Below are 23,952 nucleotides of genomic sequence, written 5' to 3' on the forward strand. Positions count from 1 at the left end.
CTACTTTTTAAACTTTCTTAGAAAAGTACATCTCTCCGCTGGCTATCCAGTTTCAGCAGGATAAATAACAGCATGGAGAACGACATCAATGATGATCCTCCGTAACTGAAAAACGGTAAAGGAATTCCGATTACCGGTGCCAAGCCGATGTTCATCCCGATGTTGACCGCAAAGTGGTAGAAGACGATCATGGCCACACAATAGGCATACACCCGGTTGAAGGTAGAGCGCTGTCTTTCGGCAATGACAATGATCCGGAAGAGCATTCCCATAAACAGGATCACGATTACCAGACTTCCCATAAATCCCCATTCTTCTGCAAGCGGGCAAAAGATAAAATCTGTCTCACTTTCCGGAACGTGGTTGGAACGCACGCTGGCAACGCTTGCTTTTTTGTAACCTTTCCCGAATAAACCTCCCGAACCCACGGCTGCCATGGCACGGTTCCGGTTGTAATCTTTTCCGTCATCGTCCTTGCGCAATCCCAAAACCAACTCGATACGGTCTTTCTGGTGCTGGGCCAAACCGGAAAAAGAGAAGTTAACGGTGGTGGAAACTGCAACCGATAGAAACCAACCGGCAATGATTACCAGTAATACTCTTCGCTGCTCGCGTTTGGAGGAAATCCAGCGCAGAATCAGGTATGCAACCAAAGCAATCACCGTGATTACGGTAATTACCCCATAAAATCCCGGAATCAAGACTCCCGGCATGAAGGTAAATTCGTACTTATTTCCACTCATCAAAAGCGTGATGATGGAGAGGAAAACCACATAGAATAAAATCGGAATAAAGTGACTTCCCACCCAGGTGTCTTTAAAACGAACTCCCGGGATCAGGTTTACAATTTTCAATACCAGCGGATCGAAGGTGATTCCTTCCCGGTAAAGCACGAAGAAGAAAGAGGTAAATACCACAAATGTTCCGGCATCCGGCTGAAGCAGGATCAGCACCATCGGCACCATCACAATCGCCAATGCTACGAGTACTGTCTGCACATTTTGATTCTTTACGTTCACCGTTGAGATGTACCTCGAAAGAACGATTGCCGTTCCGATCTTCATGAATTCGGCCGGCTGTATTCCCAAAGATCCTATTCCCAGCCAGGCATGCGCCCCGTTGATGGCAGGCATAAAAAGGACTATGATCAACAGGAAAAAACAAAACACGTAAATGGGGATGGCAAACTTCCGGTAAATGTCCGAATCGATGAGAAATACGAGAAATCCCAGGAAAATCGAAACTCCCACCCACATGATTTGCTTCCCGTACTTTTGGGAAAAATCGAAAATACTTGGATGGTCCGGATCAAAAGCAGCCGAATAAACGTTTGCAATTCCCATACCCAACATGATGACTACAATTAAAAGCAGCCACCAATCCACATGCTGTGTCAGGGAATCATCTCTTCTCATTTACTTTTTCTTTTTCGGCTTCGCTTTAATATTCAACAGGTTCGCATTCACGATCATCTGTTCTTTCGCTTTATCCTTTACTTTCCTGTGAATGTATTTGTCTATCATCAACCCGGCGGTGGGTGCAGCCCAAACTCCTCCGAACCCGGCGTTTTCAATGAAAACTGCAATGGCGATCTTCGGATTTTCCATCGGTGCGAAAGCAATGAAAACAGAGTGGTCTTCCCCGTGCGGGTTTTGCGCGGTACCTGTTTTTCCGCAAACAGTCATCCCTTCTACCTGTGCTTTTTTGGCTGTACCACCCGGTTCGTAAACTGCTCTTCGCATTCCTTCGATAACCGGTTCGTAGTGAATGGCATCCACTTTTGTTTTATGTACGACTTTAAATTGCGGTAGCGGTCCTTTGTTCCCGATCGACCGCACAAAATGAGGCGTGTAATACCATCCGCGGTTGGCGATAATTGCAGCAATATTGGCCATTTGAAGGGGTGTTACTTTCACCTCTCCCTGCCCGATGGAAATCGAACGGATCGTAGAAAACGCCCAGGTATTGTGGCCGTACCATTTGTCGTAATAAGCAGAATTCGGGATCAAACCGGGGCGCATTCCGGTAACATCGGTTTCGAACTGACTTCCCAAACCAAAGCTCATGATGTAGTCATACCAGATATTCAAACCGATCTCTGCATCTGCAAAAATGGAGCGTTTTTTTCCCTGCTGGATGATGCGGCGCATCACATAGTAGAAATACGGGTTGCAGGAATTCTTGATTCCATCCGGTAAGTTCGTGGCATTCGGGTGATTGTGACAACCTACCATGGATTTCGTACACGGGAAACCGGATTCTGGAGTAATAACTCCTTCCTGCAAACCGATCAGCGACTGAAGCAGCTTGAAAATAGATCCCGGAGGATATTCTGCAGCCAAAGGTCGCGGATACAACGGTTTTCCTTCGTCGAGTAATAATTTCGGGTAGTTTTTCCCGATATTTCTTCTTCCTACCAGGATATTCGGGTCGAAGCTCGGTGCGGAAACCAGTGCCAGGATTTCTCCTGTTTTCGGCTCAATAGCAACGATACATCCGCGTTTGTTCTGCATCAGTTTTTCACCGTAAACCTGTAACTGGATATCCAGTCCCAAATGCAGCGCCGGACCTTGTTCCGCCAGCGTATCATACTTTCCTCCGGCATACGATTCAATGGCATTATTCAGGGCAGAAGTCACCACGTATTTGATTCCTTTTTGTCCTCTGAGCTCCTTTTCGTAATACCGTTCAATTCCGGCTCTTCCTATGGCATCACCTCTCCGGTAAAAAGGATCTTCTTCCAATTCTTCTTTAGTGACCTCGTTCAAGTACCCGAAAATATTTGCCCCACCGGAATACGGATAGCTTCTCATGGAAGTCAGATCTTCGTAAAACCCGGGAAATTTTTCCAAATGCGGAGCAATGCGTGTAATTTCATCGATGCTTAATTCCTTGATGAACGGATAAGCACGCTGCGGCTGGTAATTATCCTGGTATTTATTGATGTTCTTGTTGAAGTATTTTCCTTCCCCTTTTTTGATCTGGTAAAAGCGGTCTTTCACCTCCTGCTTGGTCATTCCCACCAATTGACCGAATGCTGCAGTATCAAAATCGTGAATGTTCTCTTCCTTCATCATCAGGTTGTAGTAACTTCTGTTAGTGACTACTTTCTTGTTGTGACGGTCAAAAACGATCCCGCGCGGAGGAGTGATTTCTTTTCGTTTCTCCGCAATTTCCTGTGCACGCAATTTCCAGGAATCGTCTACTACCTGCATAAAGAACAGGCGGATCAGGTAAATAAACCCGACCAGGATAAAGAACACCAGGATGACATATTTTCTTCCGTCCAGATTCATCGTACAGCCTTTTTATTAGAGACGAAAATAAATTGTACCAATAAACTTAATAAAAAAGAACTCGGAACGCTCAACCCGATCTTGATCAGGATCCAGACGAACTCGTTCCATTTAAAGGATTCGATGGAAAAGAACCAGATATGATGAATGACGAGTAATGAGCCATATGCATACAGGAACCAGCGGCCTCCCATGGAATAAACATTCACGGATTCAACACTTTCATAACCGTCTCTGGGAGAAAGCCATTTGAAAATAATGGGTCTGAAAAAAGCCATAATCACCGCGCTGGATGCATGCAATCCGAAGGTATTGGAAAAAGAGTCGATTACCAGTCCGAAGGCAAAACTGATCAGCATCAGCGGCACAGTTCCCATTTGGAAGGGAAGCATTAAAATGAACAGGGGATAGATCATCACATACATACCCAAGCCCGGTTCCAGGTTGTTCAGTATCAGTACCTGGAACAGTACAAACAATACAAAACGAATGCTATTTAAAACAAAACTATTCACTTACAGCTCCTCTTCTTCTTTATCCGGCGGAATTCTTCCTTCCAGTTCGCGCATTTCATCCAGCATCACATTCTTGATCACGTATACATGCTGAATGGTCCTGAAATCTTCTGCAATTCTTACCTGCAAATCCCACAAGGGTTTCCCCTCGATGGATTTGCGCTTGGTGATCACGCCTACCGGAATTCCTTTCGGGTAAATTCCCGACCCTCCGCGTGTAATTACTTTCGTGAATTTCTTGATGGTAATATCGTTCGAGATCCCTGAGATCTGGCAAATTTTCGGATTCACACCATCCCATTTCAACAATCCGAAAGCACCGCCATCACGCATACTTACATCAACATTGATGTTCTTGGACAGAATGGTTTTTACCACAGAATAAGAATCTCCGACCAAATGGACAATTCCCACCACTCCTTTGGAGGAAATAACTCCCCATCCTTTCTGAATGCCGTGGTTCTTGCCGATATCGATCGTCATGTAATTGTTTCGCTTGTCGTAAGTGTTATTGATTACGGAAGCCGCCATGTATAAATACTGCTGCTGGTAATTCGTATCTTCGATCTGGATTAGTTCTCGGTCCACTTTATAGTTGGAAAGCTTCAATTTTTCTCTCAAACGGGCATTTTCCAGTTCTAGTTTTCGGTTGGTATTTTCCAGGTAAAAATGCTGTGACACAGCATTTCGCATTTCGAACAATCTTCCGTTTATAGCGGAAGCACTCGAAAAAACCTGCAGGCGGGCAAACTCGGAATAGCGGATATACGCAGAAAGTGCTACAATTTGCAGTAACACAAAGACCAAAAAGATCTGAAATCGTTTGAAAAAAGCAATCAAATTGCGCATATCACAAAATTAGTCAGATAAACGATTTTCCAACCGGTGAAACCTATTTTTATTTGACAATGCCCTTTAAAAAATTGAAAGCGACACTCCGAAAGCTAATGCATTGATTTTGTCACTCTTATCGCTTTTAAATTGAGGAGCCAATGTGTAATCCGCAAACAACGCCCAATTCCGGATACCTACGCGCAAATGAACGCCATAAACCAGGGGATTTCTGTCCGGTAATGATTTGTCTTTTATCCCGTGCTTATGCTCCGGCCAAACTTTTTGGAAAGTCTGCAGCCTGTAGCCGATGGAACCACCCAGATGTATTTTAAAATGCTGCCATTTCGGAGTCCGGAAACGGAATTCAACCGGAATTGCCAGGATGTGGTTCCCGAATGTGTTTTTGCGGAAACCGGTATACCCCGAATCCGCATAAAAATGCGTGAAGGAATTGCTACTGTCTGCATAGAACAACCCTTTCGGTCCCGTTTTCTGGTATTTGTAAGCCAAACCGATTCCCAAAGAAACGGTATTGCCGTTCGTTATCGGGATGTCCCACATGGTATTCACGTTACAACCGAAAGATCGCAATGGATTCGCTTTGATGCTTCCGGAATTCATCAATTGATTGTACGTCACGTCAAGGATCAAGCGGTCGTACTTTCTCAATTTCCCGGGTCTTGCGGGCCTCCAGCCGGTATTGTACCAAAAAAGTCCCGGCCGGTGCCTGGAAACCAGGCTCGAGTCTCTCCCCTGAGGCTGTGCAAAGCTCTGAAAAGCAATTAAAAGAAAGACAGCTGTCAGTTTAAGAAATCTCATGTTCCAAGCGATATTGTTCCCATTTCCAGGCATCTAAAATAGCATCTTCAATGGTTCTTTCCGTGTTCCAGTTTAAAATTTTCTTTGCTTTGGCAACATCCGCAAACAAAGCATCTACATCTCCGGGCCGTCTCGCCCCGAACCGGTAATTCAGCGGTTTTCCCGTGACCTTCCCGAATAACTTCACCAATTCCAGCACAGAAGTCCCTTTTCCTGTTCCCAGGTTAAAGACTTCAACCGCATTTTCGAAAGGATGTGTGAAGGCTTTCACATGCGCTTTCGCTACGTCTGTCACGTGAATGTAATCGCGGACACATGTTCCGTCCGGTGTATCATAATCATTCCCGAAAATGGTCAGTTCTTTCCGGATACCTGCTGCGGTCTGAGTAATGTAAGGAAGCACATTATTCGGAGGGCCGAGCGGCATTTCACCCAGTTTTCCACTTGGATGCGCACCTATCGGATTGAAATAGCGCAGAAAGACAGGTCTTAACTCTGTTTTGGAAGCGATATCGATCAGCATTTGCTCTGCCATCCATTTCGTCCAGCCATAAGGTGAATTCGGTTTTCCTACCGGCATGGTTTCATTTAACGGCTCCTGTGAATTTTCCACTCCGTAAACCGTACAGGAAGAAGAGAAAACCAGTTTATTCACCCGGAATTCTTCCATACAACTCAACAGATGAATGAGCGAAATGAGGTTGTTATCGTAATAATACAAGGGTTTTTCCACCGATTCGGCAACGGCTTTAAATGCCGCAAAATGAATCACTCCTTCGAATGCATGTTTTTCGAAAACTGATTTCAGGAAGGCTTTGTCGCGCATATCTCCTTCATAGTACGCACATTGCTTTCCGGTAATGAATTCAATTTGTTTGACGATAGACGGACTGGAATTCGAACCATTATCCAAAATAACCGGCGTATATCCCAATTCGATCAATTCAACGACGGTATGTGATCCGATAAAACCCGTTCCGCCGGTAACCAATACTTCTTTTGCGCTCATTAAGAACAAATATAACGCAATCTGTGAGGATTATTTCTCCTCTGCCGTGTTTTCTTTCTTTGCGAGCAGGCTCAAAATCTGCTTCAAATCAATAATCCTTAATCCGAAGACCAAAACCATCCACAATCCCCCAACGAGCACCATCCAAATTAGCGGATTAAAGGCATACCTGAACTGGACAAACAAAGCCACTCCTAAAACAACCACCAGGATGAAGTGTTTCAGCCAGGTTAAGCGTGCCACATCGTGTTTCATGTGATAACGCACCACGAAATACTGAACGAAACCAAGTACCGACTGCGCAACAAACGCCCCGATTGCAGCCCCTACAGCTCCCCAGACCGGAATCAGGACAATATTCAGCAACGACATCACCGCCAAAGACAAAAAAGCAATCTGGTTCATGATACGCAGAGATCCGTTCGCCGTCAGTAATGTTCCGAACACAATGGTGAAACACATCGGGATGAAGGTCATCGCATGGAAAATCCAGGAATTGTAGGAAAATGAATTGGCTTCTTTATACAAGGCCGTAAACATCTCCACACGAATCCCAATGGTGAAAAATACCATGATGAATCCGCCGGAAAGCAGGATATTGATAGCGCTGGTGGTAATTCCGGTCGTAGATCCGTGGTCTTTCAGGACGCGCGAAAAGATCGGCAGGAGAATACTTCCGAAGAGAATACCGAACATGTAACAAGCGTCCAGCAAGCGAAAACTTTGGGTGTAATAGGAAACCTGGTGCGTACCATCCGGGTGTAATTTCTCCAGGAAAACGGCGTCCAGCTTGGATGTCAGCATCATCAGGATCGCTAGAATGGCATACGGGTAAGATTGGCGGAAGATAGCCCGGAAGAAATCCGCATCCCAATGGATTTTGGGAAAAGAAACCAGCTTCAGGTAAATCACCGTTGCCATCATCAAAGCCAAACCGGAGGAACCAACGAAAATCGTCACGAACCAGCCCAACGGGATCGGCTCTACGAAGGAAGAATAAATCAACAATGTTCCGACTACAAAGTAAACGGAACGCTCAGCAACGGAAAGTACCGCATCCAGGCCGAACATCAGCAAACCACCCGTATAGGCACGCACATAATTCACCGTAATGATACTGATCTGATGCATGATCAAAGCGGCAAGAACCCACAACCATTCGTTGGGGAAGTTCAGGATGAAGAACAGGGAAATCGTCCAAACCACGTAAATCACTACCAGGATCAGCCGGAAAGTAAATAAACGATTACTGTATTTGTGGATCATGTGCGGATGCTGGGCAATCATCCGTGTCATAAAGTTCGTGATCCCCATGTCTAACAACATGGAAAACAGGAAGGTAAAACTAAGCATCGTTTGGAAAATCCCAAAGGCATCCGACCCGAGCTCGTTTTGCATTTTAATGTCTACCAGGAAAATGGTAGCGGGTTTCACCAGTAAATTCAACAACAGCGTAATGCCTAATCCTCTTAAAAACAGTTTTTGCATTAGCCGGGGTTATTCTGCGATGAAAATGAAATTTTGCGTGTGGTGTTTCGAAGAATCAAAGGGAACGATCCGGTTGTTTTCTCCCACGAAAATAGAATAACTGAAGGATTGCAGGTACTCGAAACACTTCGAGCGGTTTTCATTGTCCCACAATTCTGCGTAGATAATCGGCTTATTGGATGTAATAATTCTGTTTGCTCCTTTGAGTGCGAAGTATTCAAAGTTCTCGACATCGATCTTGATAGCCTGGATCGCTTGTCCGTTCAGCACGTTATCCAGTTTGTCCAGGCGCACGTCTACTTCTTTTCCTTCGTTCCATTCGGTAATGCTTTCGTGCTTGATGTGGCTCAATCCCTGCATGATCGTTTGACCGTTTACAGGCAATACCATTTTCGCAATTCCGGGTTCGTCGCCCAAAGCAATTTCATGGATTTTCGTTCTTTTCAGCTTGAATTTTGCGATAATGCGTTTCAAAACGCTCACATTTGCCGGCATCGGCTCAAAAGCATGAATGGTTGTATTGGGCAGTGTATTTGCCAGGTGTACGGTCATGATTCCCAAATTCGCACCGATATCCAACACGTCTCCTTTCCCGTCTTTCAACAAGGACAGGAAGGTGAAAAAGTCATTTTCCTTTTTGTCTGAACGAAGTGTGCGGATTTTATACAGCGCAAAGACATACAGATAGGTATTCAAACCCAACAGCTTCTGTAAAATATATTTAACGCTATTCTTCATTTCCACTAAGATGCCGCGAAGTTAGGAAAAGTTGGAAAGAAGCCCGCTGTTTATTCCAACTATTTTGGATATGAAACCGATAAATGCCGATCCGGAATCAATTTTAAACGGGTGAAAGAGTCATTCTTACGACCAATCAATTGCCGGAGCACTTCCTGGAATAGGGTTTCCCTCCGAATGAAATCGTTTCCTGCCCGGACTCAAAAGAGAGCGTCACTTCTTCCCCTTCCTGCTCCAGGTAAAACAGAATCCGTCCGTATTGTTTATCCAGGAAACCTTCTGCCCGTTCCGGTATTTCTTCCGAACCGCGCGGAATGACTAACTGGAACTGAAAATTACTTTTCGGAACAATTTGAATGTAGGTTCCATCCCTTCCATCCCACTGTCCGAGAAGTTTGTCGGTAAAATCGTGATTGGTAAGCGTCTCGTAGACATCTGTAAATGACTGGCCTAATGCCTGGTAATTCAGAACGAGGGAATCTTTCGTGTATTTTATGATCCGATAATCCGTTTTCTGCACCTTGCCACTCTTTTTCGAGCGAATTTCCACGTATAAATGATCGCCTTTCGTCCACCACTTTTCACCGGTAAAGCCATCATAATTCAGGAGTTTCAGTTCTCCGCCGTGGCGAAATTCAAACCCGTCGTAACCACCCATTTTGTTGTCAACCAGCCAGATTTTGTAGCACAATGAGCTTTCTAAAAACTCACCGGAATTGCTTTGGGCATTTCCTGAAAGTGTAAAAAAGAAGCTGAAAATGAGCAGGAATTGAATCTTCATTAAAATCGGTTTAAGCCTTCAAATGTAATCATCCATTTCCTCGAACTTATTTTCTTAGCAATATTTAGGAATCAACCACCTGAATGAACATCCAGGGCGAATTATTCCAATGCACCGAATCCCCATTTAACAGATAGTTTGTACCTTCGACGCAATGCGCATCGGAATCAATACCCGTTTTTTGCTTTCTTCCAAAATGGAAGGTTTCGGCTGGTACACGTATGAAGTGGTGAAACGCCTGGTGGAAAATCACCCGGAACACGAATTCATTTTCTTCTTTGACCGGCCTTTCGATGAAAAATTTGTTTTTGGCAAAAATGTAACACCGGTCGTTCTGTTTCCTCCAGCCCGGCATCCGATTCTTTTTGTGTGGTGGTTCGAATTTTCGATCAAACGGGCATTGAAGAAATACAACATCGATCTGTTCTATTCTCCCGACGGTTATTTGTCTTTGAAATCGCCGGTTCCGCAAGTCGGGGTTATTCACGATCTGAATTTCGAGCATTACCCGGAAGACATTCCGGCGAGTCCCTTGAAGTATTTACGCAAGTACTTCCCGAAATTTGCGAAAAAGGCTGCTCATATCCTGACGGTTTCCGATTATTCGAAACAGGATATCGCAAAAACTTACGGCATTTCTCCTTCTAAAATAACGGTGGCATGGAACGGTGCATCCGAAACCTTTGTGCCTTTGGATACGAATGAGATTACTGAAATCCGGGCTGAAAAAAGTTCAGGCAGGCCTTACTTTATTTTTGTAGGGGCAATACATCCGCGTAAGAACGTAGGGCGATTGATCGAAGCCTTCGGGAAATTTGCTGCGGTAAACCCCGATATTGACCTGATGATCGTAGGCAAAAGTTTGTGGGCCAATAAACCTTCCTCCATTCCGGAAGTTTCCGACGCATTGAAAAAACGCATTTTGTTTTCGGGCCATGTTTCCCTGCAGGAATTGAATAAACTGATGGGAGCAGCATTTGCGCTGGCATATATTCCCTACTTCGAAGGTTTTGGAATTCCGTTGGTGGAAGCCATGCGCTGCGGATTGCCGATCATTTCCGGGAATCTCACCTGTTTGCCCGAAGTTGCCGGGGAAGCTGCAATATACGTCAATCCGTTTGATACGGAGGAAGTTTCAAAAGCAATGATTTACCTGGCTTCAGACGAGCAAAAACAAGCGGAATTGTCTCAAAAAAGCCTGGAACGCTCCGCATTATTTTCCTGGAATTATACTGCCGAAACAACCTGGTACGTTATAGAAGATATACTGAGATTATGAGAAAAGGAAGTTTGATTCTTCTGATTGCTTTATGCGGATTTTCGTGTAAGGAAAAGAAAACTGTGAAAGCCGGTGTAAAAATGCAGGATTTCATTATTTCGATCAGTCAATATGCCCGTGCGCAGGACCCCGATTTTATCCTCATTCCCCAGAACGGGGAAGAAGTGCTTTTTACAGATACCGATCCTGAAAAAGGATTGCGGTCCGATCTGATCCAGGCTATTAACGGCTATGGAGTTGAAGAACTTTTTTACAACGGCGATTCTTACGCTCCCGACGATTATCGGCTGAACATGCTTCGCCAGGCAAGTCCCGGAATAAAAATCATGGTGGCCGATTATCTGAGCAACGATGCCGACGCTACGAATGCTTTCCAGTTAGCTGATATGGATCAATTCATTGCCTTTCCACGCTATAATGTGAATTACGATTACAAATACATTCCTTCAACTGTCCACCACGAAAACGCAAACGATATCCAGACACTTTCACAGGCTCAAAATTACCTGTACCTGATCAGCACCGAAAGTTATGCGGAAAAAGCTTCTTTCCTGGATGCTATCCGGCAGTCCAATTTTGATGTCGTGATTATTGACGCTTTTTTCGGAGATGATCTATTGACTTTCGATGAAGTGGCCAGTTTGAAAACGAAACAAAACGGAGGAAAGCGCCTGGTGATTTCTTACATGAACATCGGTTCGGCAGAAAAATACCGGTACTACTGGAAAAAGAACTGGGGATTGCACCATCCGCTGTGGCTGAAGAAAAAATACGATGGCTACAAAGACGAGATCTGGGTAAAATTCTGGAAAGACGAGTGGCAGGAAATCATTTACGGGAATGACAATTCATATACCCAAAAATTATTGAATGCCGGTTTTGACGGGGCGTACCTGGATAATATCGAAGGGTTTTATTTCTTGTATCACAAGGATTAACAATTGTATTCAACTAATAACTTGCAGTAAAACAATTATTTACTTACATTTGTTAGTATAATGTCCAATGAGCAGAATTTGTCACCTTTAGTTTTCTAAAGGATTAATAGCGATACCTGACTTTGGACTTTTTTTATAACCTAATTTTATGAAAACTGCTATTCTGGTTGACGGTGGATTTTTTATCCGCCGATACAAATATATCAATGGCTTTGAATCAGATGATACTCCTGAAATAATGGCCAAAAATCTGGTTCTGTATTGTTTTAAACACATTCAAAAGGTTAACAATTACAGAAGCAAATATTCGCTAATTCCAACAGAATTGTATCGCATTTATTATTATGATGCAACCCCATTTGACGGAGATTCACATAATCCAATCACTAATCGTCTATTTAATTTCAAAAAAACAGAACAATACAAATTTAGAAACGATCTATTCTCTGAATTAAAGAAACAACGAAAAATTGCCCTTCGCCTGGGATTCTTAAAAAATAGTTCTAAAGAATGGGTAATTCGTCCGAAACATACAAAACCTTTATTAAATGGAAAAATGACTATTTCCGAATTAACTGAAGATGATATCGAGTTTCCGCTGAAACAAAAAGCAGTAGATATGAAAATAGGTTTGGACATTGCTACTTTAGCATTTAAAGAACAAGTCGATCAAATTATACTTATTGCAGGAGATAGCGACTTCGTTCCTGCTGCTAAATTTGCGCGGCGAAAGGAGTAGATTTTATTCTTGATCCTATGCTGAATGCTATTGACCAAACCCTTCATGAGCATATTGATGGTCTTATGACGATTAAAAATATGTCCAGAAAAGAAATTTCCGAAAGTTCAGCCGCAGAATAATTAAGTTTATTAATTGTTCATTTTCTGCAAGACCTTCTTCTTCCTGCGTTCGAAATACGCCTCCAGCGTTCGCTTTGAAAGTACGCAAACCCCGATAATCAGCGGAATGGACACCCCATAATAGAACAATGTTTCCAGGAACATGCCCGAACCGGCTACGAAGCCTTTCAGCAATTCGATGATCTGCGACAGGATCAGTAAGTGGAACATGTAAATACCGTAGGAAATTTCTCCCAGGTAAGAGAATACGCGGTTTTCAAGTGTAAACAAATTCTTTTCAACCACCGAAACACCGATAATCAGGTACAGGAACAACGCATTCGGAACAATGGCCGAAACAATGGGTTGATCGAAGAAGAACTTCCAGATATCCGATTGTATATTCGCTCCGAAAACAATGAAAACAAGGATCAGGGAATACAAACCGATCTGCGCCGGAAGGCTGTAAATCCAGGAAGTGTTGATCTGCTTTCCATAATGAAAAACCAGGTACGCTCCCAAACCACCGATTGCCATGGCTTCAAACTGGTGAATCCGGATCAGGTAGTTCAAAACTCCGGGCAAAGCCCAATATGTATTGATCGTGATCAAGATCAGTTTGAACGCAATAACACCCAAAAGCAACTTCAGGACATGTTTTTTCAACCACTTGAAAAGCGGTGCCCAAATAAGGTAAAAGACTTCCTCCACACCGATCGACCAAAGCGGTTCCAATAAATTACTCCCGAAGAAATAATTGACCATTCCCGGAACGAAGAAGACAAAGTAATACCACGTTTCGCCAATGGTATAAGGCATTTTATACGGAATATTGAACCATTCAATGAAATACGGCTGAATAATTGCGCCGATAATGACCATCAAAAAATACAAGGGCCAAATGCGGAAGATGCGTTTGATATAGAATTGTTTGACAGAAATATCGTTCTTTGCTTCCCGTTCTTTCAGCAGGAGATAAGTAATTAAAAAACCGCTCAGGACAAAGAAGAAACTTACGGCGTGCGCTCCATTCTGAAACAACCCGAAGTCTTTTAAGTGGTTCTTCAGTCCGTGATCTTTCCGCAAAGATTCCGCATGATGCAAAACCACCAGGAATGCTGCAATAAAACGCAAGGTATTTAAACCTTTGAAATGAGAAATGGATTTGAAGTTCTGAATCATCGAAGGACAAAATTAACCGGATAATTCATCACAGCAATCCCAAAAAGTATCCTACAGCCGGTTCCGTTGTAAAATCATTGGCGCTCAGAAAGGGGTAAAAATCTTTTTTGCCGTCTGAAAGACCGCGAACAACCGGTTGCAAATAACGCTCATCTGTTTCTTCGGAAATATCCCATGTCCCGTTATAATTGCGCTTAATGGTTTCACCCACATACATAGCCGTATCAATAAGGACATCTGCATCTTCTTCGGCGTCCACGTTCAGGTGTGTGAGCAATAACTCCACGTATTTAATCGATCCCAGCGAATAATCCAATTCATAGGAAACGGACGTTTTCACCAACTGGAAAAAATCCTCCAGGTTTTCTTCCAGGTTTTCCAATTCCATACGCAAGTTGTCGCGTTCTTCTTCTAATTCAGACATATTCGGTTCTTTCGTAATTATTCTTCCAGTTCGTTGTCCTTAAAGGCAGACGGAACCAGGTTGGGGATGATTTTCAAAACAATGGGCAACAACAATGCTCCGCCGGGCAATAAGAAAATTGCCAGTGCCGGCATGGATTTCGCGATATCCATAAACTGGGTTTTGACTTTTTCCTTCTCTTCTTTGCTGAGTTCTTCCGAAGCAGATTTGCGGATCAGGAATACCAATTCCTTGCTCTGTTTGATTTCCTGCGCCAGTTTATCCTTATTTCTTCCAAGGATTTTGATCCAGCGTCTCGACACACTGTCGAGCATTTGTTCCATGGAATTCGAATCATTCAGGTACGAAACTTTTTGGTTGTTTTCCAATAGGAACTGGTCCGTACAATAAATCGCTTCGTCCAAATCACGTTCCGAACAAGACATCCATTTTTTCAGCATGATCAGGGTTTCCAGGTCCGTCTCCCGCGAATTCTGGTTCATGTGCATCGTAAGCACCGAAAGATCCAGCAAATAACGTTTGAAGTTCCAGGAATCTACCAGGTCGCAGGTAAGTTCATTCAAAGTAATCCCTTCCCTGAAGCGCAGTTTGGCCAATTCTTTCTCATCCGAATCCAGGTCGGCCGATAGTAAAAAGGTATTGAACAGGTTCTTTTCGTGCTCCTGGATTTCCCCGTCCGAATAAGCGGAAATGGAGATAATACCAAGGGCCAAAAGTGCCAGTTTCTGGTAATCGAGCGTTTGTTTGCGTTTGTTCTTCAGGAAGTCCTCGAACAGGATTACGTCCAGATAAATGAAGGAGTTGTTGAAATAACTCATCCACGATTTGGTATTCGTCAGATTTTTGGGAACATCGGTACGTTTTTCCAGGATGCGCTCAATTTTCTCCGAAGCACTTTCCTTCAGGAAAAAGGTCAGAACGGACGAAAGTGACTGAACGCGGTGTTTCTTATAGAAAATATTCAGATCGTTCAAAAATTCATCTGCCCGCAGCTTTGTTCTTCCCTGGATGTTCATATGTGTAAACAACAGGGATTCAAAAAGAAGAACGGTCAGCTGTTCATCGTGTGTCCATTTGGAGGTATCCAGGTTCTTTCCGAACAACAATTTGGACGGGTAACCGAAGATTATTCCTGTTTGGGAAAGTGTGTAATGATTGAATTCTGCACGTGTCAGATCTGCCGGTTTCTTCAAGTCAACAGAAAGCTCACCTGCCTCTATCAACTGCAAGTATTTGGCAATCCATCCTTTAGAACCGGGAGCGAACATGGAAGCAAAGTTAAGCATATTTGAATAGGGACTGCTAAAATTTTCAAATAGTATTGGTGTGTTTCAATCTTTCGGATTATATTTGTCTACTAATTCTATAGAATATATAGTTTTGTTTCTTTAGAAGAAGATAATGATAACGATTTTCGGTTTCTCTTGAAATCTATTATTTGTTCAAACGTTCAAAAAGTTCCGATGTTCAAAATTGAACTTTTTAACCTTTGAACTTTTGAACCAAGGTAATCGATAGGGAAGATAAGATTATACAGCTTACGGAATTTTTAAGTAATACAAATAACAAAGATTATGGCACTAAGACTCGGCGACACAGCACCAAACTTTACAGCAAACACTAGTAACGGAACGATTGATTTCCATGAATTCCTGGGAGATTCCTGGGGAATTTTGTTCTCGCATCCGGCGGATTTTACACCGGTTTGTACCACAGAATTAGGGAAAACGGCCAAATTAACCAACGAGTTTATCGCCCGGAATACCAAAGTTCTGGCCCTTTCGGTAGACGGAGTTGATTCACACCACGAATGGATCAAGGACATCAATGAAACACAGGATACACAGGTCAACTTTCCGATTATTGCAGACGAAGACCGCAGTATTGCAGAGTTATACGACATGATCCACCCGAACGCTTCAGCAACTTTGACGGTTCGTTCATTGTTCATCATTGCCCCTGATAAAACGATCAAGTTAATGATTACCTATCCGGCATCTACCGGAAGAAACTTCCAGGAGATTTTACGGGTACTGGATTCCTTGCAATTGACGGCTAATTACAGCGTTGCCACTCCGGCAGACTGGAAACACGGGGAAGATGTAGTAGTAGTTCCGGCAATTAAAACAGAAGATATCCCGGCAAAATTCCCGAAAGGGTTCAAAGAGGTGAAACCTTATTTGCGTTTAACTCCTCAACCGAATATCTGATGGAAAAGGCAGGATTAAGCTGCCCCGTGAATGACAAACAAGTCAATGAGTTTGTTATCCGGATGGTAGCCATGCAGGTCATTTTTATTGCGGTTACGGCACTGTATTTTCAGAATGCCTTGATCGCCGGTTTACTGTTGATCGATTTTGGAACGCGTGCGTTTGGATTCAGTCAATTTTCTCCTTTAAAATATATTGCCCAAAAAACGGTGACCCATTTTCACCTGGGTTATAAAGCCACCAATGAAGCTCCCAAAAAGTTTGCAGCAGGCGTTGGTTTTGTCGTCGTAGGGCTTTTCATTACTTTATTATTACTGGAATATGCTATTCCGGCAAGTATTATAGGCGGACTGCTGATTCTTTTTGCAGGATTGGAATCCGTTTTTGGAATTTGTGTCGGTTGTATGATGTATCAGCAACTGGCACGGTTTCGTTGGTTCAATTCGTTTTGAACAGACAGTTAGGTTTAGGTGTTTAGGTTATAAATTAGAAAAAGACAAAGGGCCCGATTAATCGGGCCCTTTGTCTTTTATTTTATTTGTTGAATTACAATTTTCTTGCAACTTCTACTTCTTCGTAAGCTTCAACCAAGTCACCGATTTTGATATCGTTGAACTTGTCGATGTTCAAACCACATTCGTAGTTGTTCTTCACTTCACGTACATCGTCTTTGAAACGTTTCAATGATCCGAGAACTCCTGTATGGATAACGATTCCGTCGCGGATAACACGCACTTTGGAAGTACGCTTGATAACTCCGTCCATGACGTAACATCCTGCAATCGTACCCACTTTCGTGATCTCGAACGTTTCGCGGATTTCTGCCGTACCGATTACCTTCTCTTCGATATCCGGAGATAACATTCCTTCCATTGCTGCTTTCAATTCTTCGATTGCTTTGTAGATAATCGAGTAAAGACGGATATCAATTTGTTCCTGTTCTGCCAATTTACGGGCTGCAACAGATGGTCTTACCTGGAATCCGATCACAATCGCATCAGATGCAGATGCTAAGTTTACATCGGCTTCGGTAATGGCACCCACTCCTTTGTGAACGATGTTCACCTGGATTTCCTCTGTAGAAAGTCTCAATAAGGAATCGGATAGTGCTTCGATGGATCCGTCCACGTCCCCTTTTACGATCAGGTTCAATTCCTTGAAATCTCCGATTGCCAAACGGCGACCGATCTCATCCAAAGTAATGTGCTTGTTGGTACGAAGACCTTGCTCACGGTACAACTGCTCACGTTTCGTAGCAATTGCTTTCGCTTCGCGCTCATCGTCCATCACGTGGAATGTGTCTCCCGCGGAAGGCGCACCGTTGATACCCAAAACAGATACCGGTTGTGCAGGACCTGCTTCTTTCAAAGCAATTCCATGCTCATCGTGCATTGCACGCACACGTCCGTAGTTTCGTCCTACCAATATCACATCTCCGACTTTCATGGTTCCTGCGTGAACCAACATGTTTGTGACGTAACCTTTTCCTTTATCCAAAGAGGATTCGATCACGGTTCCAACCGCATTCTTGTTCGGATTTGCGCGTAAGTGAAGGATTTCTGCCTCCAGCAATACTTTATCCAACAGTTCGTCGATGTTCAGGTTCTGCTTGGCAGAAATTTCCTGGCATTGGTATTTTCCACCCCATTCTTCTACCAGGATATTCATGGCAGAAAGCTGTTCGCGGATTTTATCAGGGTTTGCACCTGGTTTATCAATTTTATTGATCGCAAATACCATTGGTACGTTAGCTGCCTGGGCGTGAGAGATTGCTTCTTTCGTTTGAGGCATCACATCATCATCCGCTGCTACAATGATAATGGCAACGTCGGTTACCTGCGCACCACGTGCACGCATCGCGGTAAAGGCTTCGTGACCCGGTGTATCTAAGAACGTCATCTTGCGACCGTCTTTCAATGTCACGGAGTAAGCCCCGATGTGCTGGGTAATTCCCCCGGCTTCACCAGCTGTTACGTTCGCATTACGGATTTTATCCAACAAGGAAGTTTTACCGTGGTCAACGTGTCCCATTACCGTAATAATCGGCGGACGTTCGATCAAATCTTCTTCTTTGTCTTCTACTTCCGGAATGGCTTCCTGAACGTCTGCAGAAACGAATTCTGTTTCGAACCCGAATTCTTCAGCTACGATCTGGATCGTTTCAGCATCCAAACGCTGGTTGATGGAAGCAAAGATTCCCAGTGACATACAAGCCGAAATAACCTGTGTCGGGGAAACGCTCATCATCGATGCCAATTCTGACACGGTAACGAACTCTGTCAACTTCAAGATTTTTTCCTGTAGTTCTGCTTCCATTTGTTCCAATTCACGACGTTGAGCGCGGTCATCCCGTTTTGCACGACGATTCTTGGATGCTTTCGATTTACCTCCCTGGGAAGATAAACGAGCCAATGTATCTTTAATTTCTTTTTGGATGTCCTGTTCGGAAACTGCCGGTTTGTCAATAGGTCCTTTTCGGAAGTTGTTTCCACCGCGGTTGAAGTTTCCTCCACCCGGACGGTTTCCACCCTGGCCTTGTCCAGGTCCACCCGGACGATTTCCGCCTTGTCCGCCCTGACCTCCCTGTGGATTTGACCCAGGAGTTTTAGCCACATCTACTTTCTTGATGCGCTTGCGTTTCTTGCGGTCGTCACCCGGACGGGAAGAACCAACTGATTTTGGTTTTTCAACAGGCAATTCAATTTTACCCAATACCGTAGGTCCGGACAATTTTTGTCTTTCCACACGGATGGTTTCTATTTCTTTTGGAGCTTCAGGTTCCGGTGCCGGAGTTTCCTTCGCTTTCACTTCTTCTTTTTCGGGAACAGCCGGTGCTACCGGAGGTTTCGGATAATCGCTTTTATCGATCGGCCCATCCTCTTTCTTGCGCTTGTCCGGTCTTGTTTTCGTATTCAACTTATCCAGGTCGATCTTACCAATCACCTGAATTCCACCATCAGCTTGCTGAGCAGCCGGCTCTTCCGCTTTTGGTTTCGGTTCTTCAGCTGGTTTCTCAACAGCAGGTGCAGGAGTTTCTGTTTTCTCCTCTGCTTTTGGAGTTTCAACTTTCGGAGTAACAGCCGGTGCAGTTTTTGCCTCGTTTGCATCAAAATCATCCTCGTCGTCGTGAGACTTCGGTTCTTCTTTGATGTCGCGCAAAGTAATTGTTTCGCGTTTCTCTCTTTTAACCGCCGTCATTTTGGATTGCTCCTTTAAATTTTGGTCAGCTGCAAATTGAGTGCGCAACATATCATACTGCTCCGGATCCAACTTCGTATTTGGATTGGAGTCAATAGCCTGCCCCTTCGACGCCAAAAAGTCGACGATCGTAGAGATCCCTACATTCAATTCTCCTGCTGCTTTTCCTAAACGCTGTGTTTTACCAGACATATATTATTTGCTTCTTTTAAATTAATGTTCAGCTGATCTGCCTGAACAGACCGGGCTAAACCCATTTTGCTGTGTAAAGATAGTTAGTGTTGGCCAGATTTGGGTGAAAATCGGTCAGGTATTTTTTACCCGACCGAAATCACACCTTGTTTTATTCTTGAAAGTGTTACTTTCCTACTACTCAAATTCTGAGCGAAGGATGCGCAATACTTCCTGTATTGTTTCTTCTTCCAGGTCTGTACGCTGAACCAAATCTTCTACGGTCAATTCCAATACAGATTTCGCTGTATCACAACCAACTGCTTTCAATTCGTCCAGGATCCAGCTGTCGATTTCATCTGCAAATTCTTCTAAGTCAACGTCTTCATTGTCAGATTCACCATCGCGGAATACGTCAATTTCGTATCCGGATAATCTTCCTGCCAAACGAATATTGTAACCTCCTTTTCCGATTGCCAGAGACACCTGGTCCGGCTTTAAGAATACGGATGCACGCTTTTCTTCTTCGTCGATTTCGATATTGGTAATTTTTGCCGGTGACAATGCACGCTGAATGAACAATTTCGGGTTGTTTGTGAAATTGATCACGTCAATGTTCTCATTGCGCAACTCACGAACGATTCCGTGGATACGGGAACCTTTCATACCAACACATGCTCCAACCGGGTCAATACGATCGTCGTAAGATTCTACTGCAACTTTTGCTCTTTCTCCCGGTTCACGAACGATACGCTTGATGGTAATCAAACCGTCGAATACCTCAGGAACTTCCAGTTCGAATAAACGCTCCAGGAATTCCGGTGCGATACGCGAAAGGATAATTACCGGAGAACTGTTACGCATGTCAACTTTCGAAACAACCGCACGGATAGATTCTCCTTTTTTGAAGTAATCAGATGGAATCTGCTCTGATTTCGGAAGGATCAACTCATTGTTTTCATCATCCAATACCATGATCTCTTTCTTCCAAACCTGGTAAACTTCACCTGTGATAATCTCACCGATACGCTCTTTGTATTTCTTGTACAAATGATCTTTTTCCAATTCAAGGATACGGGAGATCAAATTCTGACGAAGCGACAAGATGTTTCTGCGTCCGAAATCCGCAAAACGGAATTCTTCCGATACTTCTTCACCAATCTCAAAATCAGGCTCGATCTTGATAGCATCCGAATAAGCGATCTCTGTGTTTTGATCTTCTACTTCTCCGTCAGCAACAATTTCCTTGTTCACGAAAATCTGAACGTCTCCTTTATCAATGTTTACAATCACATCGATGTGCTCATCTGTGTTGAATTTTTTCTTCAACATGGCACGAAATACGTCTTCCAAAACGTGCTGCATCGTTTGTTTGTCGATGCTTTTGAGTTCTTTGAACTCGGAAAACGATTCTACTAGTTCCAAGCTGTTCATAGCTTCTTATTTAAATGAAATAACAATTTTTGCTTCGTTTATATCTGAAAAGGCGATCTTGTTCTCAATCACCACCAGTTCCTTTTTCTTTTTACCTTCAATTGCCTGTTTTTCTTCGCGTTTCAGAACAATTCCGGCTTCATCTACAGCAATGAGTGTTCCCGTTGTTTTTTCTTTTGATTTCAATTTCACGTCCAGGTCGCGCCCGATGTTTTTCACATACTGTGCATGCACGCGCAACGGCTTGTCCAATCCGGCGGAAGAAACATGCAATTCAAAATCAGCATCTTCACGGTCCAGGTTGTGCTCAATATTTCTCGAAACCGACATGCAGTCTTCGATCGAAACATTTCCTTCTGTTTTGTCCAACTCCAGGCGAATCACATTCGAAGCACTGATCGTCAGCTCCACGATAAACAAGCGTTCGTCGCGGTCTTTGATCCGTTCTTCTGCTAATTGCCTTACTGTTTGTTTTGAAATCATACGAGATAAAAAGAGGGGACTTGCGTCCCCTCATTCGGTCTAATTACTAAAATGTGATGCAAATATACGTATTTTTTATTGATTTCCAACAATTAGGACCGAAATTGTTTCATTCGGGGCGTTTCCTTTTTCAAATTAACTATTTTTAAGAACCCATGAATACATCCGTCATACTTCAAAATCAATCGCACAACGCAGAGATCAGCCTGCATGGCGCTGAGCTCATTTTCTACGGCAACAAAATAAGCGGAAACATGCTCTGGTCCAAACAAACGGATCACTGGAACCGCGTAGCGCCAAATCTTTTTCCGATTGTAGGAAGGCTGCTCGGTGATTCATACAGCATCGGGGGGAAAACGTACGCGATGAGCCAGCACGGGTTTGCGCGCGACAACGCATTTGAGGTTGTGGAAAAAAGTGATACGATCGCCCGCCTTCGCCTGATTTCACTGCCCAAATCGATGGATGTCTATCCGTATTTTTTCGTGTTTGAGGTTTGCTATGTTTTGACTGAAAACGGGATTGTTGTTTCCTACGAAACTCAGAACACCGGAAAAGAACCTATGTATTATTCCGTTGGTGGACATCCCGCTTTTTACCTGGAAGAATCCCTTGAAAATTACTACCTGGAATTTGATGTGGAAGTGCCGCTCAACAGACAGGAACTGGAAGGAAGTTACTTTTCAGGGAAAACAATCCATTACGGAGTTTCCGATCGGTTACCACTGAATGATGAACTGTTCGAAAAAGATGCGTTCGTGCTGAAGGCTCCGGGATTTTCCTCCGTCAGTTTAAAACACAGAAGCGGAAAAACCCTTGTGCGGATGAAGTGTGATTCCTGGATAGCAATCGGTTTCTGGACAAAAAAAGGCGCTCCGTTTATTTGCATTGAACCCTGGTGGGGCTGGGCAGATGATGTGCATGCAACCCGAAAACTGGAAGAGAAAGCGGGAATAAGACAATTAAACCCGGGAGAAAAGGAACGGTTGGAGTATTCAATTGAAAATGGATAATCCGCCGCGGCGGATTGAAAAGTTGGTTTAAATTTTCAATTATTGCTGAGTGAGCCGTATGATTTCGATGCGCCGGTCGGTGACTTCTTCCACGATCAACACCCAATTCTCGACTTCTACTTCTTCTCCGCCCTGCGGAATGGCTTCCAACTCATGGATCACCAAGCCTCCGAGCGTTTCATAGGAGTCAGATTCCGGCAATTTTAACCCGTAAGTCCTGTTCAGATAGGAGATTTCTGCACGGGCCGAAAAACGGTAAGTTGTTTCATCGATTTGCTCTTCCAGCCAGGTTTCATCGTCATGCTCATCTTCAATTTCACCGAAAATCTGTTCGATCACATCTTCAATCGTTACCACACCGGAAGTTCCGCCGTATTCATCCACAACGACAGCAATAGACTGGCTTTTCTTCGTGAACAACTCCAACAACTCTTTCCCGGGCATTGCTTCCGGAACAAAGGAAATTGGCCTCAGAATCTGAGTGATAGTTGCCGGCTTTTTGAATAATTCGTAAGAGTGGACATAGCCGATGATATTATCGACAGAATCGCGGTACAAAAGCAATTTGGAAAGCCTTGTTTCCACGAACTTTGCCAGCAGGTTTTCAATGCTTTCCTCCACATCAATTGCTTCAATCTCCATGCGTGGAACCATGCAATCACGGGCCTTGATCTTCGAAAAATCCAATGCGTTTTGCAGGATCTGGATCTCATTTCCCAAATCCGCTTCGTCTTCCATGCGGTCGTTTACATCCTGTACAAAATGCTGCAGATCGATCCGTGAAAGTACTGTTTCGGATTGCTCGGCGCGAATACCGAAGAGACGCAATAATCCGTTGCTCATCCAAACGATCAGCTTGGTAGGAATGTACAAAATCCAATAAATCAGGAACATCGGCGCTGCTCCCAACCGGAAAATCCCATTCGGATTGATCTGGAAAATAACTTTCGGGAAAAACTCAGCAATCGTCAGCACAAACAAGGTTGAAATGATGGTCTGAAGCAACACGATCAGGTATTCCTGCCTGATTCCCCAGGAATCGATCAGCGGATCCAGGCTGTCAGCCATGTACATCCCGAAAACAACGATTCCTACATTGTTTGCAATCAGCAGTGTTGCCAGGAAATGACCGTCATTCCCGTAGAAAACATCCAATAATTTACTGTACCAGGAATTCTTTCCGCGATCCAATTCTACTTTCAGGCGATTGGAGGAAACAAAAGCAATTTCCATTCCTGAAGAATATGCAGAAAATAGCAGCGATGCGAGGATTATAATGACGGCAGGGTCCATTTAGCTT

At 43.8% G+C, this 23,952-nt stretch carries 22 protein-coding genes; 6 read left to right on the top strand and 16 right to left on the bottom strand.

Annotated elements, in window-relative coordinates; all coding sequences use genetic code 11:
* Positions 1-17 precede the first annotated feature (17 nt).
* The 9 genes from rodA to ABDW02_RS11410 form a co-directional block, all read right to left on the bottom strand.
* Positions 18-1,415 (bottom strand): rod shape-determining protein RodA, encoded by a 1,398-nt coding sequence (rodA, locus tag ABDW02_RS11370; protein ID WP_343634677.1) that lies wholly within the window; start codon positions 1,413-1,415, stop codon positions 18-20.
* A complete protein-coding gene (locus tag ABDW02_RS11375; RefSeq protein ID WP_343634678.1) occupies positions 1,416-3,296 on the bottom strand; it encodes a penicillin-binding transpeptidase domain-containing protein in 1,881 nt (626 codons plus the stop codon). It lies immediately after the preceding gene.
* Positions 3,293-3,811, bottom strand: a complete 519-nt coding sequence (locus ABDW02_RS11380) for a hypothetical protein (protein ID WP_343634679.1) — start codon at positions 3,809-3,811, stop codon at positions 3,293-3,295. The genes ABDW02_RS11375 and ABDW02_RS11380 overlap by 4 nt, the downstream gene beginning before the upstream one ends.
* Positions 3,812-4,660, bottom strand: a complete 849-nt coding sequence (gene mreC, locus ABDW02_RS11385; protein WP_343634680.1) for a rod shape-determining protein MreC — start codon at positions 4,658-4,660, stop codon at positions 3,812-3,814.
* Between the two features lie 66 nt (positions 4,661-4,726).
* Positions 4,727-5,464, bottom strand: a complete 738-nt coding sequence (locus ABDW02_RS11390; RefSeq protein WP_343634681.1) for a hypothetical protein — start codon at positions 5,462-5,464, stop codon at positions 4,727-4,729.
* Positions 5,451-6,473: a UDP-glucose 4-epimerase GalE gene (gene galE, locus ABDW02_RS11395; protein ID WP_343634682.1), complete on the bottom strand. Its 1,023-nt coding sequence runs from the start codon at positions 6,471-6,473 to the stop codon at positions 5,451-5,453. Before galE ends, ABDW02_RS11390 begins: the two co-directional genes overlap by 14 nt.
* Positions 6,474-6,503: 30 nt before the next feature.
* Complete coding sequence (locus ABDW02_RS11400) at positions 6,504-7,961, bottom strand: oligosaccharide flippase family protein (protein WP_343634683.1); 1,458 nt, start codon at positions 7,959-7,961, stop codon at positions 6,504-6,506.
* A gap of 9 nt (positions 7,962-7,970) precedes the next feature.
* The gene (locus tag ABDW02_RS11405; RefSeq protein WP_343634684.1) at positions 7,971-8,699 is read right to left on the bottom strand and encodes an FkbM family methyltransferase; all 729 of its coding nucleotides are present in this window, start codon (positions 8,697-8,699) and stop codon (positions 7,971-7,973) included.
* Positions 8,700-8,835: 136 nt separating this feature from the next.
* On the bottom strand, positions 8,836-9,480 hold the full coding sequence (locus ABDW02_RS11410) for a lipocalin family protein (RefSeq protein ID WP_343634685.1): 645 nt from the start codon (positions 9,478-9,480) through the stop codon (positions 8,836-8,838).
* Between the two features lie 154 nt (positions 9,481-9,634).
* Between ABDW02_RS11410 and ABDW02_RS11415 the strand changes: the two genes are divergently transcribed.
* From ABDW02_RS11415 to ABDW02_RS11425, 3 genes are all read left to right on the top strand, one after another.
* Entirely contained in the window at positions 9,635-10,759 is a 1,125-nt protein-coding gene (locus ABDW02_RS11415) for a glycosyltransferase family 1 protein (protein WP_343634686.1), read from the top strand.
* Entirely contained in the window at positions 10,756-11,697 is a 942-nt protein-coding gene (locus ABDW02_RS11420; protein WP_343634687.1) for an endo alpha-1,4 polygalactosaminidase, read from the top strand. Before ABDW02_RS11415 ends, ABDW02_RS11420 begins: the two co-directional genes overlap by 4 nt.
* A 148-nt stretch (positions 11,698-11,845) precedes the next feature.
* On the top strand, positions 11,846-12,436 hold the full coding sequence (locus ABDW02_RS11425) for an NYN domain-containing protein (RefSeq protein WP_343634688.1): 591 nt from the start codon (positions 11,846-11,848) through the stop codon (positions 12,434-12,436).
* 131 nt (positions 12,437-12,567) lie between these two features.
* Here the strand turns inward: ABDW02_RS11425 and ABDW02_RS11430 are convergent, their stop codons facing one another.
* Genes ABDW02_RS11430 through ABDW02_RS11440 form a run of 3 tightly spaced genes read right to left on the bottom strand, consistent with a single transcriptional unit; the run spans position 12,568 to position 15,429 of the window.
* The gene (locus ABDW02_RS11430) at positions 12,568-13,719 is read right to left on the bottom strand and encodes an acyltransferase (RefSeq protein WP_343634689.1); all 1,152 of its coding nucleotides are present in this window, start codon (positions 13,717-13,719) and stop codon (positions 12,568-12,570) included.
* A gap of 28 nt (positions 13,720-13,747) precedes the next feature.
* Entirely contained in the window at positions 13,748-14,143 is a 396-nt protein-coding gene (locus ABDW02_RS11435) for a hypothetical protein (RefSeq protein WP_343634690.1), read from the bottom strand.
* Positions 14,144-14,160: 17 nt separating this feature from the next.
* Complete coding sequence (locus ABDW02_RS11440; RefSeq protein ID WP_343634691.1) at positions 14,161-15,429, bottom strand: LETM1-related biofilm-associated protein; 1,269 nt, start codon at positions 15,427-15,429, stop codon at positions 14,161-14,163.
* A 285-nt stretch (positions 15,430-15,714) separates the two neighbouring features.
* Here ABDW02_RS11440 and ABDW02_RS11445 point away from each other — a divergent pair, with 285 nt between their 5' ends.
* Positions 15,715-16,353 carry a peroxiredoxin gene (locus tag ABDW02_RS11445; protein WP_343635943.1) on the top strand — a complete coding sequence of 213 codons (639 nt, stop codon included), beginning with the start codon at positions 15,715-15,717 and terminating at the stop codon, positions 16,351-16,353.
* On the top strand, positions 16,353-16,805 hold the full coding sequence (locus tag ABDW02_RS11450) for a DUF4395 domain-containing protein (RefSeq protein ID WP_343634692.1): 453 nt from the start codon (positions 16,353-16,355) through the stop codon (positions 16,803-16,805). The genes ABDW02_RS11445 and ABDW02_RS11450 overlap by 1 nt, the downstream gene beginning before the upstream one ends.
* Before the next feature lie 94 nt (positions 16,806-16,899).
* On the opposite strand, the gene infB is transcribed toward ABDW02_RS11450, so the two are convergent.
* From infB to rimP, 3 genes are all read right to left on the bottom strand, one after another.
* Complete coding sequence (infB, locus tag ABDW02_RS11455) at positions 16,900-19,743, bottom strand: translation initiation factor IF-2 (protein ID WP_343634693.1); 2,844 nt, start codon at positions 19,741-19,743, stop codon at positions 16,900-16,902.
* A gap of 177 nt (positions 19,744-19,920) precedes the next feature.
* Positions 19,921-21,156, bottom strand: coding sequence for a transcription termination factor NusA (gene nusA / locus ABDW02_RS11460; RefSeq protein ID WP_294673171.1), 1,236 nt, complete (start codon positions 21,154-21,156; stop codon positions 19,921-19,923).
* 6 nt (positions 21,157-21,162) lie between these two features.
* Positions 21,163-21,639 (bottom strand): ribosome assembly cofactor RimP, encoded by a 477-nt coding sequence (gene rimP / locus ABDW02_RS11465; RefSeq protein WP_343634694.1) that lies wholly within the window; start codon positions 21,637-21,639, stop codon positions 21,163-21,165.
* A 155-nt stretch (positions 21,640-21,794) separates the two neighbouring features.
* Between rimP and ABDW02_RS11470 the strand changes: the two genes are divergently transcribed.
* Positions 21,795-22,652: an aldose 1-epimerase family protein gene (locus ABDW02_RS11470; protein ID WP_343634695.1), complete on the top strand. Its 858-nt coding sequence runs from the start codon at positions 21,795-21,797 to the stop codon at positions 22,650-22,652.
* A 39-nt stretch (positions 22,653-22,691) separates the two neighbouring features.
* Here the strand turns inward: ABDW02_RS11470 and ABDW02_RS11475 are convergent, their stop codons facing one another.
* Positions 22,692-23,945: a hemolysin family protein gene (locus ABDW02_RS11475; protein WP_343634696.1), complete on the bottom strand. Its 1,254-nt coding sequence runs from the start codon at positions 23,943-23,945 to the stop codon at positions 22,692-22,694.
* Positions 23,946-23,952 lie beyond the last annotated feature (7 nt).

The organism is Fluviicola sp. (genome assembly GCF_039596395.1).
In the GTDB taxonomy this organism is placed as follows: domain Bacteria; phylum Bacteroidota; class Bacteroidia; order Flavobacteriales_D; family Crocinitomicaceae; genus Fluviicola.

Excerpts from the sequence above, each read along its gene's own strand:
- rodA (WP_343634677.1), bottom strand. The coding sequence starts at position 1,415 with ATGAGAAGAGATGATTCCCTGACACAGCATGTGGATTGGTGGCTGCTT.
- ABDW02_RS11375 (WP_343634678.1), bottom strand. The coding sequence starts at position 3,296 with ATGAATCTGGACGGAAGAAAATATGTCATCCTGGTGTTCTTTATCCTG.
- mreC (WP_343634680.1), bottom strand. The coding sequence starts at position 4,660 with ATGCGCAATTTGATTGCTTTTTTCAAACGATTTCAGATCTTTTTGGTC.
- ABDW02_RS11390 (WP_343634681.1), bottom strand. The coding sequence starts at position 5,464 with ATGAGATTTCTTAAACTGACAGCTGTCTTTCTTTTAATTGCTTTTCAG.
- galE (WP_343634682.1), bottom strand. The coding sequence starts at position 6,473 with ATGAGCGCAAAAGAAGTATTGGTTACCGGCGGAACGGGTTTTATCGGA.
- ABDW02_RS11400 (WP_343634683.1), bottom strand. The coding sequence starts at position 7,961 with ATGCAAAAACTGTTTTTAAGAGGATTAGGCATTACGCTGTTGTTGAAT.
- ABDW02_RS11405 (WP_343634684.1), bottom strand. The coding sequence starts at position 8,699 with ATGAAGAATAGCGTTAAATATATTTTACAGAAGCTGTTGGGTTTGAAT.
- ABDW02_RS11410 (WP_343634685.1), bottom strand. The coding sequence starts at position 9,480 with ATGAAGATTCAATTCCTGCTCATTTTCAGCTTCTTTTTTACACTTTCA.
- ABDW02_RS11415 (WP_343634686.1), top strand. The coding sequence starts at position 9,635 with ATGCGCATCGGAATCAATACCCGTTTTTTGCTTTCTTCCAAAATGGAA.
- ABDW02_RS11420 (WP_343634687.1), top strand. The coding sequence starts at position 10,756 with ATGAGAAAAGGAAGTTTGATTCTTCTGATTGCTTTATGCGGATTTTCG.
- ABDW02_RS11425 (WP_343634688.1), top strand. The coding sequence starts at position 11,846 with ATGAAAACTGCTATTCTGGTTGACGGTGGATTTTTTATCCGCCGATAC.
- ABDW02_RS11430 (WP_343634689.1), bottom strand. The coding sequence starts at position 13,719 with ATGATTCAGAACTTCAAATCCATTTCTCATTTCAAAGGTTTAAATACC.
- ABDW02_RS11435 (WP_343634690.1), bottom strand. The coding sequence starts at position 14,143 with ATGTCTGAATTAGAAGAAGAACGCGACAACTTGCGTATGGAATTGGAA.
- ABDW02_RS11440 (WP_343634691.1), bottom strand. The coding sequence starts at position 15,429 with ATGCTTAACTTTGCTTCCATGTTCGCTCCCGGTTCTAAAGGATGGATT.
- ABDW02_RS11450 (WP_343634692.1), top strand. The coding sequence starts at position 16,353 with ATGGAAAAGGCAGGATTAAGCTGCCCCGTGAATGACAAACAAGTCAAT.
- infB (WP_343634693.1), bottom strand. The coding sequence starts at position 19,743 with ATGTCTGGTAAAACACAGCGTTTAGGAAAAGCAGCAGGAGAATTGAAT.
- nusA (WP_294673171.1), bottom strand. The coding sequence starts at position 21,156 with ATGAACAGCTTGGAACTAGTAGAATCGTTTTCCGAGTTCAAAGAACTC.
- rimP (WP_343634694.1), bottom strand. The coding sequence starts at position 21,639 with ATGATTTCAAAACAAACAGTAAGGCAATTAGCAGAAGAACGGATCAAA.
- ABDW02_RS11470 (WP_343634695.1), top strand. The coding sequence starts at position 21,795 with ATGAATACATCCGTCATACTTCAAAATCAATCGCACAACGCAGAGATC.
- ABDW02_RS11475 (WP_343634696.1), bottom strand. The coding sequence starts at position 23,945 with ATGGACCCTGCCGTCATTATAATCCTCGCATCGCTGCTATTTTCTGCA.